Genomic DNA, 15,124 nt, shown 5'->3' on the forward strand with positions numbered 1-15,124 from the left:
CGGCTCAGCATCCGGTAACGATTAAGGCGAGGCAATGCGGAGTCTCACCCTGATCGCCGCCGCGCACTAAAGCCCGCGCGCCCTACAAGTTCGGCTGCAAGATCCAGCATCGCCACCCCTGTGACGTCTCCGAAGGGCGGCCAGTTCGTGCTGCATGCGAAGGCCCTGCATGACAATCCCTTCGAGGGACACACGCTCGGTCCCGTAATCGCCGACATGGGGAAGCTCATCGGCGTGGAGGCTCGCGGTATCCACGTCGACAAAGGATATCGCGGTAATAACTACCGCATCGGTTCAGGGTCTGAATCTCGGGTCAGCTCCGCCGCGTCACAGCTTGCATCCGTCGCGAGATGAAGCATCGCGTGGCCGTCGAGCCCGTCATCGGCCACGTCGAGCCGAGCACCGCATGGACCGATTTTCTCAAGGGACGCCTCGGCGACGGCATCCACGCTGTTCTCGCCGTTACTGGCTAGACTCCAGCCTTCTGCTGCCATGGCTCGCAGAGATCTTGCGTGTAATCATCCAGCCTTCTTCGAGCCCGTCCCGGCTCGAAACACCGCTTGAGCCGGCCGCCGCGCCAGTTCTTCACGAACGACTTGTTAGTCGCGGCAAATGGAGACGCGATCGCTACTGAACGTGCAACGATCGCTCTGCACTGAAGGACAGCTAGGCTGGCCAGCCTCTAAGCGGGTTGGCAGTTGTTTAGATGTTACTTACCGTTATTCCAGTTGTTTCCTGCATTAAGTCAAGACCACCTAAAGCCTCCCCGGCGGATCGGCCCTAGGATATCTGCGATTCTCACTATTAATTTCGAGTGATCGACCAGAGAAAGGGCTCGCCATCAAGTTTGCACCACTGGCAGGTGTAAAACGCCTTTGTCGATAACCTAACAATGACGTCAGTATTCGTGCGCAATCCAAGCTCGAACTTTAATTTGCTTATGTCCTCCTCCGCACTGTGAGCAACTGGCACGTCTATTGCTGAGGGAGGCGAAGAACCACTCAACTGCAGGCTAATCGCCCGCGGGTTTAAGCTCGATTTTTGCCGATTGATGGCGCGCGCGCTTCCTAAATGAGGCTCTGCCAAGTTCATGGTTGACCGCGCCCGCAAGGTAAAACAGTTGAAACGGCTAAGCGGCTTCAACCGGCGGACAATGTCAATCTAGCATGAAGCGATAGCATCGCCACAGAATACTGAATGGGTCTGGATGATTCAGACTGTGCCATGATCCTAGAATGTCACCAACAGCGAAAGTACGTAAATGTCCAAGTGTTCCGACGGCCTCCTCGGTGTGCTCGATCTCGAAACGGTCGGAGTAGACCTGTTCCGCGGCAAAAGTCCGAGAACCAGTTGGCGATGGGTCTTTGGCGGACAGGTAATAGGGCAGGCGATGGTGGCGGCATGCCGTACGGCGAAAGGCCGGCTTCCGCATTCCCTGCATTGCTATTTCCTCCTGCCTGGCGACCCGCAACTGCCGCTTGAATATGAAGTCGAACGCCTGCGCGACGGCAAGCGCTACTCGACGCGACGCGTCACGGCGGCCCAGAAGAGCACCCCAATCTCCTCCATCATGGTATCGTTCCACGCAGAGGAGGATGGCATCTTCGACCATCAAGAACAGATGCCCCCGGTGCCGCAGCCGAATAAAAATGCAGCAAACGAGGTATCTGAGCAGCCAGTTTTCGCCGAGCCGATGGAATTTATCCGCCGCAATTACGCGATCGATTTGTGCCCGGTCGAAATCGGCCGCCATTTGGGGCAGAAGACGGAAGATGGTCGTATCTATACTTGGGTCAAGTGCGCCGCACAGTTGCCCGATGATCCGGTGCTGCACTTATGTGTTCTTGCTTATATATCGGATATGTCGCTGCTCGGTGCTGTGACTGCACGCTACGGCCGCACGCTGTTCGACAAGGGGATAGTATCGCTAAGCCTCGACCATGCCATGTGGTTTCACCGGCCGTGTCGCGCAGACGAGTGGCTACTCTCAGCGCAGGATTCGCCGAGCGCGCAAGGCGGCCGCGGGCTCGCGCGCGGGCTCATCTTCAAGACCGACGGCACGCTAGTAGCGTTTGCCACGCAAGAAGGTTCGGTGCGCAGAAGACGCTGAATCTTGGATGTACCAACCATCGTATCTGCAATCATCGACGGTCATCTTGGCGTGCCCGCATGTGTGTCAGACCTATGGCGCGTTCATGGCCGTGACTTGAGAGAAGCGAGAACGTGAAACGATATTGGGTGGGGCGCGCCATGGACAACTGACCTTCCGGCGTCACGAGGGATTGCCCCCTTGGATAGCCGACGAGAGGCAATGAACGAGGAACGAATCACTGAAGGCTCGTGTGAATTGATCCACCGTGGCAAGTGATGATGACACCGGATGACGTGGCTGATATCTTGCGCTTGGGAGCGAGCGGGGTGCAGGCGTTCAAGTCGGCTGAGCGTCCGAAACGGATGGTTGACCTTGAGAGTTGGTTGCGTGAAAGGCTCATTCGGCATCGCGGCAAATTTGCCGAGAGAGGCGTGGCAGTCAGCCGGAGAACGCTGCAGCGCGCCGTGCAGCCCCTATCATCAGGCCCTAAATGCCGAAGCGCAGGCAACGACACGATTCGAGACAACCGCGGATCGACAGTTGCAGATCGACTTCGCGGAGCGTCTGGAGGATATCGGGTGAAGGTCAAGCATTCGTGGCGACACTCAGTCATTCTCATCGGCTGGATGCGCGCGCGGTACGGACCGGGAAGAGAACCGGTTCGCCGGCGCTCGATAGCACATTCACCACCTTCGGCGGCGTTGCCAGAGACGTGCTGATGGACAACCCACGCGCGCTCGTGGTGCGTCCACGAGGCGGTGATCCGGTCGGTTCAACGACAAGCTCATCGCGTTCGGGAACTAAGTCCGTATGTCCTTTAGCGCCAGCATAGCGGCGCCACCGGTCTCCGTCACAGTCGAGCCGCCGCCGCGCATGAAGGCGCGGCGGCTCGACATCGGAGAGCGCAGATGCAGAAGGTTCTTTACGTGGGGCTCGACGTTCACAAAGTCAGCATTTCGGTAACGGTGGCAGAAGACGGGCGCGAAGGAGCGATCAGCTTCATCGGAGCGGTGCCAAACACTCCGGCAGCGTTGTCTAAGCTGAGCAAGCGATTGGCCAAGGACGGCCATCGACTGGACTTCTGTTACGAAGCCGGTTTCTCCGGCTACGGCATCTACCGGCAGCTGACCAGCCTGGGGCATGGCTGCACTGTTGCCGCGACGTCCTTGATTCCGCGCAAGCCAGGGGAGCGGATCAAGACGGACCGCCGTGACTCCCAGAAGCTGGCAATTTTGCATCGTTCCGGCAATCTCACGCGGGTCTGGGTCCCAGACGAGGGACATGAGGCCATGCGTGATCTCACCCGGGCTCGGATGGACGCATCCATGCACCTCATGCGGGCGCGACAGCAATTGCTGGCATTTTTGCTGCGTCACGGCCGCACCTACGATACCGGCAAACATTGGACACAACGGCATCGCTCGTGGCTTGCAGGCCAGACGTTCGATCAGCCGGCGCACCAGATTGTCTTCCAGGACTATCTAGAAGCAGTTTGGACAACCCAGGAACGGCGTGATCAGCTTGTTGACCGCATCAGCGCCATGGCCGCCGATTGGACAATGGGACCTCTCGTGGAAGCGCTGCGCGGATTACGAGGGCTTGATCTCATTTCAGCCGCAACATTTGTCGCTGCGATCGGCGATCTGGCTCGCTTCGAGAGTGCTCGCCATTTGATGGCATATCTCGGCCTGGTGCCTTCGGAGCAGTCGAGTGGTGAGCGGATCCGGCGTGGTGGCATTACCAAAACCGGCAACAGCGAAGCTCGGCGCATGCTCATCGAGGCCGCCTGGAGCTATCGCTATCCACCTCGAGTCGCGAAGGAGAAGGCTGAAGTGATCGTCCGTCTTCCAAAGGCAGTCCGGGATATTGCCTGGAAGGCACAGCTGCGGCTCTGCAAACGATATCGGACACTGAGCGCTGGTGGAAAGAAGCCAACCGTCGTTGTGGCCGCAATCGCGCGAGAACTTTGCGGCTTCGTGTGGGCGATCGGCCGGGAGGTGAAGCCGGTGACACTATAGTCAAGCTCGCGCCGGCCTGTTTGGCCGGGAGCAGGACACTCGGTCAAGGCAACCCTCGCGAGCCCCATCGGGCAGGCATTCAAGCCGACGCCCGCACTAAGTCCGAGGTAGGCCTGCGACGAAAAACGTTCATGCGGTCCCAACCCGCGAATGGAAGATTGATCGACCGTCGCCATCGTCGTTCTGCTCCCGACCTGACAGTATCACCTTGCGACCGTACTCAACGCCGCACCTCCGGTGCGGTGAAGGGCGCTTCGCGTCTTTTCCCTTGCAAAAGGACATGGAATGGGGCTTACGCCCTCACGCCTGCGCACAGCATCAAACCGCAAAGAACAGGATGGACGACGGCGTTCGGCCGAGTGAAGAAGGACGCGATCGCGGAGCGTCGCTCGCGAGCTAGGAGGCGTTCGAGGCGAATCGCGTCCAATGGATGCGTGAGGTGCGACGTATGTATCCACGGCACGACGCGGCGAGATTTCGATCGTCAGCCTCGCGCGTGAGGAGGCAAACCGGTTGAAACCGCTCGGCGGCTGGCGTCGTTTGGATCGTTGCGCGAACTGACTGCGTCGTGGGTAACGATTGCGCCGTTGAGATCGACAAGAATAGCTACTCGGCACCGCGGCGCTTTATTAGCGAGCGCGCGACGATAACGGGGCCGGCACCGGCGAAGTACCGATTTGCCATGGATTGCATCAGATTGCGGTTCACAGACAAGCCGGAGGGGCGCCGTGAGGCTCCGAAGTTCGGGGTTTCGCATCTTCGAGATGCGCTTCATCGGCTCCTTTGCCCCCACTAGAATGCTGTCGTGGCGTCAGTCTCAGCCACGCCGCAAAGCTCACGAGCGGATTTGAAGCCGCCGTGGATCTGGCACCAGCTCCTTGATGGTTGAGCCGTAATGGCTCCAACGCCGGGAATCGTAGTCAGTCGGCGCATGTCCTTGTCGGCCTTGCCGCAGCAGCAATGGCTCGCTCGAGCTTGTCAATCTGGTCCGCCTGGGCCTCGGTCTGATCGGCAACTGCCGTCAGGGCGGCGCGCTGCCGAGCAAGCGGACATCTGCTACATCCCATGCGATTGCAACAACGCCTCGGCCTTTGTCCAGCCCGCGGCGGCAATGATGCCCAACTCGGTGAGATGCGAGCGCAAGGCGTTGATCGTCTGCGCTTTGCAGAATCAGCCGGCTTGATGACCGAAAGTTGCTATCTCGCGCGCCCAATAATCTCGCGGATCGGCTATGATCGGCACTGCGGGCAGGCTCGCCGGCCACTTCTCCACAATGGCGACGAATTCAGCCTTGTTTTGCGAATGCGGCTGAGTTCTTCAACGGCCTGCTAGGTGAGATAGGGGTTCCCCTCAGGGGCGATTTTCGTCTAGCCGGGCGGTTCAGCACAAGCGAGCGGCGCTCATCGCGCAGCGATTCAGATCCCCCTTCTCGATCTCTCCAACTCAGAGCTGAATAGGAGATTGAACCGCAGCGACTGTGCCTTCAATTATCCTTTGCGGTACTCCTGCGTTGACCGCGCGCCGATCCTGCGGCTGCATCAAAGCATTTGACGCGCCGTGTTGAGAATTTTCTAAGAAAGCCGTCTAGGCCAGTGGCTGACATCATGAACGATAATCCTGCTGAAAGTGAGAAATGATCAGCTCTGCGACTTTATCCGAGCGATCGATGCCCGAAGCTATTTTTGCATCGTAGAGCCCTCCTGGGTTTGTAAGATTAAGTTCGATTATGTAAGGATAAGCCATATCAAGTGCGACAAAATTAACCCCGTATCCCATCAGCTTCCGACCAATCGACTCGGCGAGCTCGATTTCAGCGGGGTCTAGTTCGACTCCAATCGGCTTTCCTCCTTGAGCGATGTTTGACCTATGATCGTCTGGATTTCTCTTCCGACCATGCCAGGCAACTGCATGACCGCAAGCAACGACGATGCGCTTTTCGCCTTGCCTTACTTCGGTGATGAACTGCTGAAGAACAGCATACTCGGCTTTAAAGCCGCCTAGGCCGAACCCGACCCGATTTTGCGTGCCGAGGGACGCGCGTTCCGTGAGACCGCCAAATTCGCTTTGCGCGTCAGCATTTCCAGTGAGGCATTGGAGGATCGTTCGAACATTTGGTCCTTTGGGAGGTAATAGGAAGACGTTTAGACCGCAATAAGCATTTGGCGGCTTGGCCACCCACCAGAGATCTGGACTCTCTAGGTAGCGCTTCCAAAGTAGAGAGAAATCATTCGATTCATAAGCAAATGCTCTATTCTGTTTTGGAACAACGTGGCCCAATGCATGTTTTGTCTCGAGGAATAAAGCGCCTTCAATGCTGTTGACGAAAGCGGTATGTCGTGACGCGAGCCAGAGCATTTGCCCCACATTACGGGCAACAGCGGGCGGCCCGAAACTGTTGACCCAGACAAGCTGGCATTCGTCAAGGAAGTATACTCCCGGAATTCCTTGCGCCGCGGAGCCGAGACTGTGCGGCTCTTCATGTGCTGGAACTAGGACACCCCGTGTAAAATAACGATAGTCGTCTGATCCGATAGCCGTGCTCTCGCCGAAAACTACTTCCCAGCCGAGTCGACGGAACGCATTGCTGATGGGTACATCATTTTCGCCCAAGCATTCTGGTCGGCTAGTAAGTATGAGTAGTCTCATCACGCTCTCCTCGCAAAGTTAAAGCTTCAAGTTGCCTTAAATGCCTGGTGTTGCAGCAGATAGGCGAGCTCCAGTTGCTTAGCGCTATTCGCGGCGATATCCTTTGATGCCGTTTTCATGTGTTTAATCGCTGTTGCTGCTCGAACACGCAACAATCATGGCAGTTTGCTCTCACGATTTAAGCTGCCGATTCTGAGTAACATGCTGAGCAGGCATCGTGCGGGTTTAAACTTACAAGATGTTTATTTTCGTCGAAAAGCAAAAGATAGGAACAGCATCGACCGGGCAGAGTGCCGCTTGCCGAACGACTTTCTGTTCGTCCGTTTGTGGAGTACATGAGAATGCCTCCGCCGGTTGCTACGTGGCAGAATTTTTAAAGGAACGACAAGAGTACCGGAGTCTCCCACTCCTGGGAGGACGTGGCCATGACAAGCAATGCGACGAGCAAGTTTTCACTGGAGGTTCGATTCCGTGCGGTTCGCATTGCTTTGGATCACGCCAGCAGTTGTCCATCTTGCCATCGGGCAGCCGCTTCACTGGCCCGCGCCGCACGTTGCAGTCAATGTATCGGCGCGTTTCCGCGCGAGGTCACGACAACCCGATCTGTTTCACCGCCTGATTCAACGCTTGCTCGAATATTTCAAGACCTTGATCGAGCGTTTCAATATCGATCGTGAGTGCGGGCAGGATCTTAACGACCTGATCGAGAGAGCCACATCGCTCGACAACTAGCCCTCTCTCAAAGGCGCCGCGGGTTGTAGCTGCCGCAATTTCAGGCATTTTGCAATCAAACCCGAGGGCCATGCCACGGCCCCGAACCGCAAAATTGTTTCCGTGACTGAGCGCGATGAGCTCAAGCCGGCGCCTCATAACTTCCCCCAACCGCAACACTTCTTGCGCGAAGGTCTCGTCCCGCCAGTAAAGATCTATAGCTGCCGTTGCAGATACAAGCGCAAGGTTGTTTCCTCGAAACGTGCCTGTGTGTTCTCCCGGCCGCCATGCATCGAACTCTTTTTTGATCAATACCACCGATAGTGGCAGGCCATAGCCGCTTAAGGACTTCGACAATACAACGAGATCTGGCGACAGATTTGCGAACTCGAAGCTAAAGAATTGACCCGTCCTGCCGCAGCCCATCTGGACATCGTCAACTATGAATAGAGCGCCAGCACTCGTCGCTGCGGCTTGAATTGACTGCAACCATTCCCTACTGGCGACGTTTACGCCACCATCCCCTTGTACCGTTTCGACGAGAATGGCAGCCGGGAAATCGATGCCGCTGCTCTCGTCAATCAGCACTTTTTGCAGGTAGTTCGCTGTATCAATGCCGGGACCAAGGTAGCCATCGTAAGGCATGAACGTTGCGCCCGATAAGGCAACGCCGCTGGCGGTACGGTACGCGCGGTTACCGCTCGCGGCAATCGCACCTAAGCTCATGCCATGATATCCATTCGTGAATGAGATAATGTTTTGGCGTCCTGTAACCTTGCGCGCGAGCTTTATTGCAGCCTCGATAGCATTGGCGCCGGTTGGCCCCGTAAACTGGAAACAGTACTGCAGATTTCGCCTTCCAAGTATGACAGTGTTGAAGGTCTCCATAAACTCGAGCTTCGCGGGAGTGGCCATGTCGAGCCCATGGACGACCGCGTCAGATGCCAGATAGTCGACAATGGCCGCTTTGAGTCTATGATTGTTATGGCCGTAGTTCAGTGCTCCGGCTCCCGAGAGGAAGTCCACGACGTCTCGACCATCCTCCGTTAACATCATCGAGCCACGCGCTCGACTGAATATGGCTGGGAATGAACGAGAATACGTGCGTACGTTCGATTCCAACGCATCTAACGTCCGCATCTTGCGTGATCCGCTAATGGCTCTAGCCATGATCATCTCTATCATCTCTGTCAAATCAAGTAATTAGAGGAGATAATGAATCGTCTCGGCGCAAGCCGCGCTTCCTCGCTGTCGTCCGGAGACTCAACTACCTGAAACTCCGTGGCAACGAAGCTACCAAATCCGGCAGTGGGCTGCGCACCATTATCATGCGCAAGCCGCGCCCTCCACCCAGAACCTTTCTAGAGCACCAGGCTTAAGAATTCTCGAGCGATAACCACAAAGCGGGAAGGTCGCCGCACTGCCAATGGCAGCCACCAGCGCAGTGGCGTTCAGCGTGCCGATGCCAGGAATGCCGGTCAGCCGATGATCCCGGTTGTGGGCCCGGGCTATGGCAGAATTCAGCGTCAAAGGCGGCGATGCGGCGATCCAATTTCTCTCAGCGTGTGCGCATATCCCCAAGCAGGAACTCATGCGCGGGCTTAATGTGCTTGGTGTAGCGTAGCCCTTGCGCCACGATGTGGCCACGCTCTAGTACAAGACTTCTGATCTAGTTCGTTAATGATGCGTGTTCGGCGACCAGACGGTCGCACATCGGTGCAGCGTTTGAACGTCAAGCTGCTCCTCGACCTTGAGTTCAACGAAGCTCATGGTGGGTCGCGCCGCCGCTTCGGTGCTATAGCCTCGGCATCGCGGTCGCCGTTCTTCTGGACCTTGACGTAAGGGCGCACGTACTCCCATGACATCAGCCGAACCTCGTACCCAAGGCCGCCAGCGAGCGGCCCATATGATGGGCTCAGCAGCATGCTTCGATCGCCATTGTGCAGGGCGCACGCTTCGCGGCGAATGCGATCATCACCCGTCGCGACGCATCCGGCGCCGCACAACGATCGTCCCGCGTTCGTCCAACCAACGACCCTGCATGGCCCGGTCGATACCAAGGACCGCTTCTTCCATTTCTGAACACCGACATCCTTGACGACGGCGGTGGGAGGGGCGGGCCATCCATAAAGGGCGTCTGAAGATCAGGCGATCAGTCGTTCGCGCGGCGGCTTGAGCACGAAGATCCATATGGCCGTTCGCGATTAAGATTCCCTGTACGGTTCACGATCACCGCAGGCCAGAAGGGCGATACACCGCAGGCCACCACATTGATCGAAGGGTTGCCCGCCGAGGCTGTCATGGCCGATAGCCTATGATGCGGATCACCTACGACAGGCCTTGGCAGCCAAAGGGGCGCTCGCCGTCACCCCAAACCGGTCATCGCGCTCAAGCACCCGCTCGACAAGGATCTCTATGCCCAGCGTCATGTCGTAGAATACTGCTTCAGCAAGTTAAAGCAGTTCCGTCGCATCGCAACCCGCTTCGAAAAGATCGCCGGAAATTACAAGGCCATTGTCACTCTTGCTGCCATCGTCCTATGGATGCGATAAGTGTCAACACTGCTTAACCCGGTGAAGGGACATTCGAGCTTCTGCAGAAATGCGCGAGCGCCCCGGCTGATCTTCTCGCAATCGTGGCAGGTTGCTGATTCCGATGATCTCGCCGGTTGTAGCGATTTGATCTCGCCTAGGATTCCGAGATGATCTCGGCCACCGTTCCGATTTGATGCCGCCCGGGGCGCGGGGCGTTCTGGCTGTCTGGTTTCTGGCATCGGCGAAGCCGTGTGCTCAATCTTGAATCGCGGCTCGACGGCCAGGTTTTTTTCTGTTGCTTCTGCTGTGGGCATCATGTTGGCAGCGCTCCCACGTTGTCAAAGCGTAGCGGCATGTCCATAGCGTCATAGGCTCAAGCCTTTCGGTCGGGTTTGCGGGTTCGCCGCATGCTTTCGTCGTTGAGATTGATCCAATGGGCGTTATGGACCAGGCGGTCGAGGACGGCGTCGGCGTTGATCGACGGGGAGCTGGCTGGTCACGATGGTGGAGCCGCGGCCGTAGCGGTCCTCGCACGAGCAGCGACGGCAGACTTATTTCGGCCCTCGAGGCGTTTGTTGACGTCCTCGCCGATCTTCGTCATGGGGCCGCCACCGCACGGACAGCACAAGTGGGCAGGCAAGTAGCCCCGATTGCGATGGCGGTCCTGATCCGATCCAGCGCGCGATTGCTTCCTGATGACCGCCGCAGCCTTCTCCTGCGCCGCGTCCAGGACGCCTTGCGCGATCTCCACGTCATCGAGCGCCAAATGATATGGATCTGGCCGCAGCTTCTCGGACTTCGATCCGAACTTCTCTCGGCGTAGTTCGCCGAGAATGACCTCCACCGACGCCGCGCTTCTTCCGACGTCGCCAGCGCCGCTTGATGTTTGCTCAACGCTGCCTGCGTTTGCGCCAAAAGCGCCCTTCAGGCGTTCGTTCTCGTCGCGCAACGTCGCGGTGCTCATGCGCCATGTCAGCACATCTCCGCCGTCGGAGTCTTGCCCAACTCGGCTGAGAGCCATCCTGCCGCACTTATTCAGCGATCTGTGGACATCGCGCCTCCTCCGGGCGGACCAAACGCCAATCCAGGCCCTCGAACAATGTCGCGAACGTCGCCGGCGACATCCGCATCACGCCGTCCGCAATCTTTGGCCAACGAAAAACTTCAGCCCTCAAGACGTTTATGCACCAGCACCAGGCCCGTTCGATCCCAGACCAGAATCTTGATCCGGTCCGCCCGTTTCGACCGGAACACGAAGGCCGCACCGCTGAACGGTCGACCAAGCATCTGCACCTTCGCAGCAAGCCCATAGACAGGCCGCGTCGCGATATAAATCTTCAGCTCGACGCCAGGTACGATCATCGTGACACTCGCACCGCGCGAATCACCCGAGATAGCTGCTCCTCATGCCGGAACCTGACGCAAACGGCCCTTCCACGACAGCGGCGCGAATGGCTGCTGCTAAACCACGCGCGACGACAATTCGCCGCGCTGTCGGAAGCGACGACGCCAATCGTAAACCTGCCAGCGCGTCGCCCCGTGCTTGCGCGCCTCCTCCGCGACCTGAGCCCCGGACAACGAACTTTCCGCGACGATCCGTGCCCGCTCGGCCTCCGAACGACGACGCCCGGACGGCCCCTCAAGCACTTCAAGCCGGCCGACTGACCCAACCGACGCCGTCTAACCGGACGTATCGTCCAATCCATCCCAAACCTCCGCTCAAACGAGGCTTCTTCGCACATATAACCTAACACGGAAGTCAGGGTATCGGCTTAGCGCAACAATTGGTATTAGGATTCTTCTCAACGGGCGTGCCAGGTTCATCATGTCATCGGTCATCAGTGGTTCCTCGGCCGCGCTGGCGTGTCGTAACCTACCGGAGAACTGCCTGGCGAAACGGCCGCTCGCTACTGGCGCTAATTGGGAGCGCGCGTCCGGGCGGCGCTGAGCTACACCACCAACGGAACACGACCTCCGTCAGGACCTTCAGCCGGTTAACCGGCCGCGCTGATGGCTCGTCCAATTGTGTGTCGCCTTTGCTATCCAGTCCTCCGTTTAAGGAGGAGGCTTTCGCACATTGCACCCAATCCGGCCTTCGTCACTGTGCGACATCTGAAGTTCATTGCACAACCGTGCCCGCCACAGCCAGCAGGAGTCGTCGTTTAAGGCAAATGCAGTGCTTAACTTGCATTATGCGGCCGTAGGCAGTGTCGTCAAGATACTCGATCTCATTATAGGTGTTTTCCTTATTGAAAGATTCTTACGAAGTGTGCAGGGTGCGCCCGCCAGATGGGACATGATGATCGGAGAGACTATGGCGATGTTGGAAACCGAGTCACAAGGTGCGGTTCTGGTTGCACGATTCAATCGGGCCTCCACCCACAATCCGATGAGCCTGGAACTTGAGGCTGCAATCCGTTCAATATGCCTAGAGACAAATGATAATCCGGAGGTGCGGGCCCTTGTATTGACAGGAGGGGATAACAAATCTTTTTGCGCCGGCGGCGATTCTAAGGAGGTGGCCCAGCTGTCCGGAAGTGCGGCGATGCGGGGGTATATTGATCGGTTGATTGATTTTTATTCTACGATACTTAGCATCACGAAACCAACAGTTGCTGCAGTTGATGGCTATGCCATAGGAATCGGCTTGCAGGTCGCTCTATGCTGCGACTGGCGCATCGGCGGGCCAGGAGCGAAGCTGATTATGTGGGAACTGAAGCGCGGCTTCACTTGTATTGTTGGTGGGTATCTGCTCGAGAGTTTCCTCGGTCGGGCCGCGATGACCAGCATCGTCTATGGGTGCGAAGCCGTTCCGGTTTCCTGGGCATTGGATCACAAGTTGCTCCACGAGGTCGCGGATTCTGGAAACCTTGTGGAGGCGGCTATTGCGCGTGCTAGGACTCTCGGCGATTTTCCGGAAATCACTTTTCGCCGGACGAAGAAAATAATCAATCAAGGCTTGATTGCTGGTTTGCGCAAACTCGCGCAACAGGAAAAATAGGAAAACATTACTCGTGTTGCGAGCAAAACGCCGCACAATAGCAATTTAGATCCCTGCTAGATCCGAACGACGTTCATTGCATCTGAGCTGCCCCCGAGCATTTCCTCCAGATGGAGCTAGAGTCCGGCGCTGAGCAAGGACGGACAGATGAAGCGAGCAAGGTTCACGGAAGAGCAGATTATCCCGGTGTTGAAGGAGCATGAGGCTGGAGCGACGACACCTGGCTCGCAAACACGGAGTCTCCAAGCGGCTGAAGGCGCTCGGGGAAGAGAACTGAAGCTAAAGAAGCTGCTGGCCGAGCAGATGCCTGATGCGGCGGCACTGCGCGAGCTTTTGTCAAAAAATCGTAGGCCCCGCCGCAAAGCTCGCCGCTGTGGAGCACCTTGAGCGGCGGGCCTGCACGATCGTCGACGCGCATCGGAGGATGATCCGTTACCGATCTCGCCGCCCGCCGGATACGGAGCTTCGTGTTCGACTGCACAACCTCGCCCACGAACGCCGATGGTTCGGCTACCATCGACTGTTCATTCTGCTGCGGCGAGAGGGCGAACCATCAGGGATCAACCGTATTCACCGGATCTATCGGGAAGAAGGACTCGCGGTCCGCAAGCGGCGGGCTCGCCGCAAGGCCCTGGGATGCCGAGCGCCGATCCTGGTGAAAACGAAGCGGAATGTACGCTTGTCGCTGGACTTCCTCCACGACCAGTTCGCCAATGGTGAAACTCGAGGGCAGGTCATGCCCTCGACGCCATTTAGATCAGGAGAACCGGTATCTGCTCTGGCCGCGTGCTGCAAGAATGTACACCTAGCTAGACTTCCCTAAAATCGCCCCGATTACTCCAAACGAATAGTGGATTTAGCAGGGGCCGCATTCGAATGCGGCGTGATATCAATGGCAGGCAAGCCTGCCTAGTCGCCCCTCCCATGCTGCGTCCAGTGTTGAGGGAGGATAGCTTCCCAATCGAGGGAGGCGGTTGTATCAGTAGCATTTACAACTCAGTCTCTTTGATTGGTGACTTTGATCTTGGTGCTCAGTTCTCGAATAGAGAGGACAATCGCATGATTTTCACTTTCTTTTAGGCTCGAAGCTGGCGCGCTGTGCGCTCGGATCGCCGTCAATCCGAGCATTGAGCGCGGCGACCGGTTTCCCAGCGACTCGAACAGGTCGCTGTTTGGTGCGCTCCCCCAACCATTCTATTCGCCGTTCGACAGCAGCGAGCCGTTCTTCTTGGCGCTGCGCAAAAGAGCAAGGAATATCCCGAAAGAGGCAGCCAGCGATACTAGATTGATGGCCAGCGCGCTCAGCATTAGCTCGGTCCTGAAAGTGTGCTCGATCAACAGCGCGCGCATACCCTCGAACACATAGGTCGGCGGCAGTGTCCACGCGACGTATTGCAGCCAGACTGGAAGCACGCTGACAGGATAGTAGACACAGGCCAGCGGCAGGATCGCGAACATCAAGGTCCAGACGATGCTCTGCGCCCCAAGTCCATTTCGCAGCACCAGGCCCGAGACGAAGATGCCGACCGCCCAGCTCGTGAAAATCAGATTACAGAAGTAGGCAATCAGTGGTAGGCCGAGGCCATAGACGTTGAAGTGAAACAGGACGAACGCGAGCAGCGTCATCGGAATGACCCCGATGGCGAGCCGGATCAGGCTCATGACCATGAGCGACAGCAAAAACTCGATCGGCTTCAGAGGACTTATCATGAGATTGGCGATGTTGCGCGCCAGCATCTCCTCCAGGAACGAGATGGAGAAGCCGAGCTGTCCGCGGAAGAGGATGTCCCAGAGGATGACGGCGCCGATCAGCGTGCCGCCGGCGTGCGCAACGAAACTAGCATTCTCGGCGATGTAGAGCTGCAGGAAGCCCCAGGTGATCACTTGCAGCGCCGGCCAGTAGAGCAACTCCAGCAGCCGCGGCCAAGACGATACCAACAGATACCAATAGCGCAGGACCATCGCGCCGATGCGATGCACAGAGATGCCGCGTTGGAGGGACAGCTCGGTCATGGCTGCCCCCGGTACCCCAGATGAGCGAAGCGATATCCGTCACCTTTCTTGCGCTGTTCCCGGGTATCGCAGCACTCGCCCAGGCCGCGCAAGTAAGACAGGAGCACCC

Annotated in this window: 9 protein-coding genes and 4 pseudogenes; 6 read left to right on the plus strand and 7 right to left on the minus strand. The window is 57.6% G+C overall.

The window, feature by feature from the left end; all coding sequences use genetic code 11:
- Nucleotides 1–68: 68 nt before the first annotated feature.
- From ACVMB0_RS00190 to ACVMB0_RS00200, 3 genes and pseudogenes are all read left to right on the plus strand, one after another.
- A pseudogene (locus ACVMB0_RS00190) lies at nt 69–520 on the plus strand (IS5/IS1182 family transposase); the annotation flags it as partial.
- Between the two features lie 741 nt (nt 521–1,261).
- Nucleotides 1,262–2,110 (plus strand): acyl-CoA thioesterase, encoded by an 849-nt coding sequence (locus ACVMB0_RS00195; RefSeq protein ID WP_461344868.1) that lies wholly within the window; start codon nt 1,262–1,264, stop codon nt 2,108–2,110.
- Between the two features lie 890 nt (nt 2,111–3,000).
- Nucleotides 3,001–4,110, plus strand: a complete 1,110-nt coding sequence (locus ACVMB0_RS00200) for an IS110 family RNA-guided transposase (protein ID WP_461344869.1) — start codon at nt 3,001–3,003, stop codon at nt 4,108–4,110.
- A gap of 1,602 nt (nt 4,111–5,712) precedes the next feature.
- Here the strand turns inward: ACVMB0_RS00200 and ACVMB0_RS00205 are convergent.
- Both ACVMB0_RS00205 and ectB read right to left on the minus strand, forming a co-directional pair.
- On the minus strand, nt 5,713–6,756 hold the full coding sequence (locus ACVMB0_RS00205; protein WP_461344870.1) for an ATP-grasp domain-containing protein: 1,044 nt from the start codon (nt 6,754–6,756) through the stop codon (nt 5,713–5,715).
- Nucleotides 6,757–7,344: 588 nt separating this feature from the next.
- Nucleotides 7,345–8,607 carry a diaminobutyrate--2-oxoglutarate transaminase gene (gene ectB, locus ACVMB0_RS00210; RefSeq protein ID WP_461349561.1) on the minus strand — a complete coding sequence of 421 codons (1,263 nt, stop codon included), beginning with the start codon at nt 8,605–8,607 and terminating at the stop codon, nt 7,345–7,347.
- A gap of 990 nt (nt 8,608–9,597) precedes the next feature.
- Between ectB and ACVMB0_RS00215 the strand changes: the two are divergent.
- Nucleotides 9,598–10,019: pseudogene (locus ACVMB0_RS00215) on the plus strand (IS5 family transposase); the annotation flags it as partial.
- Between the two features lie 355 nt (nt 10,020–10,374).
- Here ACVMB0_RS00215 and ACVMB0_RS00220 read toward each other — a convergent pair.
- The 4 genes and pseudogenes from ACVMB0_RS00220 to ACVMB0_RS00235 form a co-directional block, all read right to left on the minus strand.
- Nucleotides 10,375–10,531: pseudogene (locus tag ACVMB0_RS00220) on the minus strand (ATP-binding protein); the annotation flags it as partial.
- Nucleotides 10,498–11,022: a transposase domain-containing protein gene (locus tag ACVMB0_RS00225; RefSeq protein ID WP_461344871.1), complete on the minus strand. Its 525-nt coding sequence runs from the start codon at nt 11,020–11,022 to the stop codon at nt 10,498–10,500. The pseudogene ACVMB0_RS00220 and the gene ACVMB0_RS00225, both read right to left, overlap by 34 nt.
- Before the next feature lie 143 nt (nt 11,023–11,165).
- Complete coding sequence (gene tnpB, locus ACVMB0_RS00230; RefSeq protein ID WP_461344872.1) at nt 11,166–11,363, minus strand: IS66 family insertion sequence element accessory protein TnpB; 198 nt, start codon at nt 11,361–11,363, stop codon at nt 11,166–11,168.
- 99 nt (nt 11,364–11,462) lie between these two features.
- Nucleotides 11,463–11,648 (minus strand): transposase, encoded by a 186-nt coding sequence (locus tag ACVMB0_RS00235; protein ID WP_461344873.1) that lies wholly within the window; start codon nt 11,646–11,648, stop codon nt 11,463–11,465.
- Nucleotides 11,649–12,315: 667 nt separating this feature from the next.
- Here ACVMB0_RS00235 and ACVMB0_RS00240 point away from each other — a divergent pair.
- Together ACVMB0_RS00240 and ACVMB0_RS00245 are read left to right on the plus strand one after the other, a co-directional pair.
- On the plus strand, nt 12,316–13,002 hold the full coding sequence (locus ACVMB0_RS00240; RefSeq protein ID WP_461344874.1) for an enoyl-CoA hydratase/isomerase family protein: 687 nt from the start codon (nt 12,316–12,318) through the stop codon (nt 13,000–13,002).
- 147 nt (nt 13,003–13,149) lie between these two features.
- Nucleotides 13,150–13,720, plus strand: a pseudogene (locus tag ACVMB0_RS00245) (transposase family protein); the annotation flags it as partial.
- Between the two features lie 476 nt (nt 13,721–14,196).
- Here the strand turns inward: ACVMB0_RS00245 and ACVMB0_RS00250 are convergent.
- Nucleotides 14,197–15,015 carry an ABC transporter permease gene (locus ACVMB0_RS00250; RefSeq protein WP_461344875.1) on the minus strand — a complete coding sequence of 273 codons (819 nt, stop codon included), beginning with the start codon at nt 15,013–15,015 and terminating at the stop codon, nt 14,197–14,199.
- Between the last annotated feature and the right edge of the window lie 109 nt (nt 15,016–15,124).

The organism is Bradyrhizobium sp. USDA 4451 (genome assembly GCF_054822585.1).

Excerpts from the sequence above, each read along its gene's own strand:
- ACVMB0_RS00195 (WP_461344868.1), top strand. The coding sequence starts at position 1,262 with ATGTCCAAGTGTTCCGACGGCCTCCTCGGTGTGCTCGATCTCGAAACG.
- ACVMB0_RS00200 (WP_461344869.1), top strand. The coding sequence starts at position 3,001 with ATGCAGAAGGTTCTTTACGTGGGGCTCGACGTTCACAAAGTCAGCATT.
- ACVMB0_RS00205 (WP_461344870.1), bottom strand. The coding sequence starts at position 6,756 with ATGAGACTACTCATACTTACTAGCCGACCAGAATGCTTGGGCGAAAAT.
- ectB (WP_461349561.1), bottom strand. The coding sequence starts at position 8,607 with ATGCGGACGTTAGATGCGTTGGAATCGAACGTACGCACGTATTCTCGT.
- ACVMB0_RS00225 (WP_461344871.1), bottom strand. The coding sequence starts at position 11,022 with ATGGCTCTCAGCCGAGTTGGGCAAGACTCCGACGGCGGAGATGTGCTG.
- tnpB (WP_461344872.1), bottom strand. The coding sequence starts at position 11,363 with ATGATCGTACCTGGCGTCGAGCTGAAGATTTATATCGCGACGCGGCCT.
- ACVMB0_RS00240 (WP_461344874.1), top strand. The coding sequence starts at position 12,316 with ATGGCGATGTTGGAAACCGAGTCACAAGGTGCGGTTCTGGTTGCACGA.
- ACVMB0_RS00250 (WP_461344875.1), bottom strand. The coding sequence starts at position 15,015 with ATGACCGAGCTGTCCCTCCAACGCGGCATCTCTGTGCATCGCATCGGC.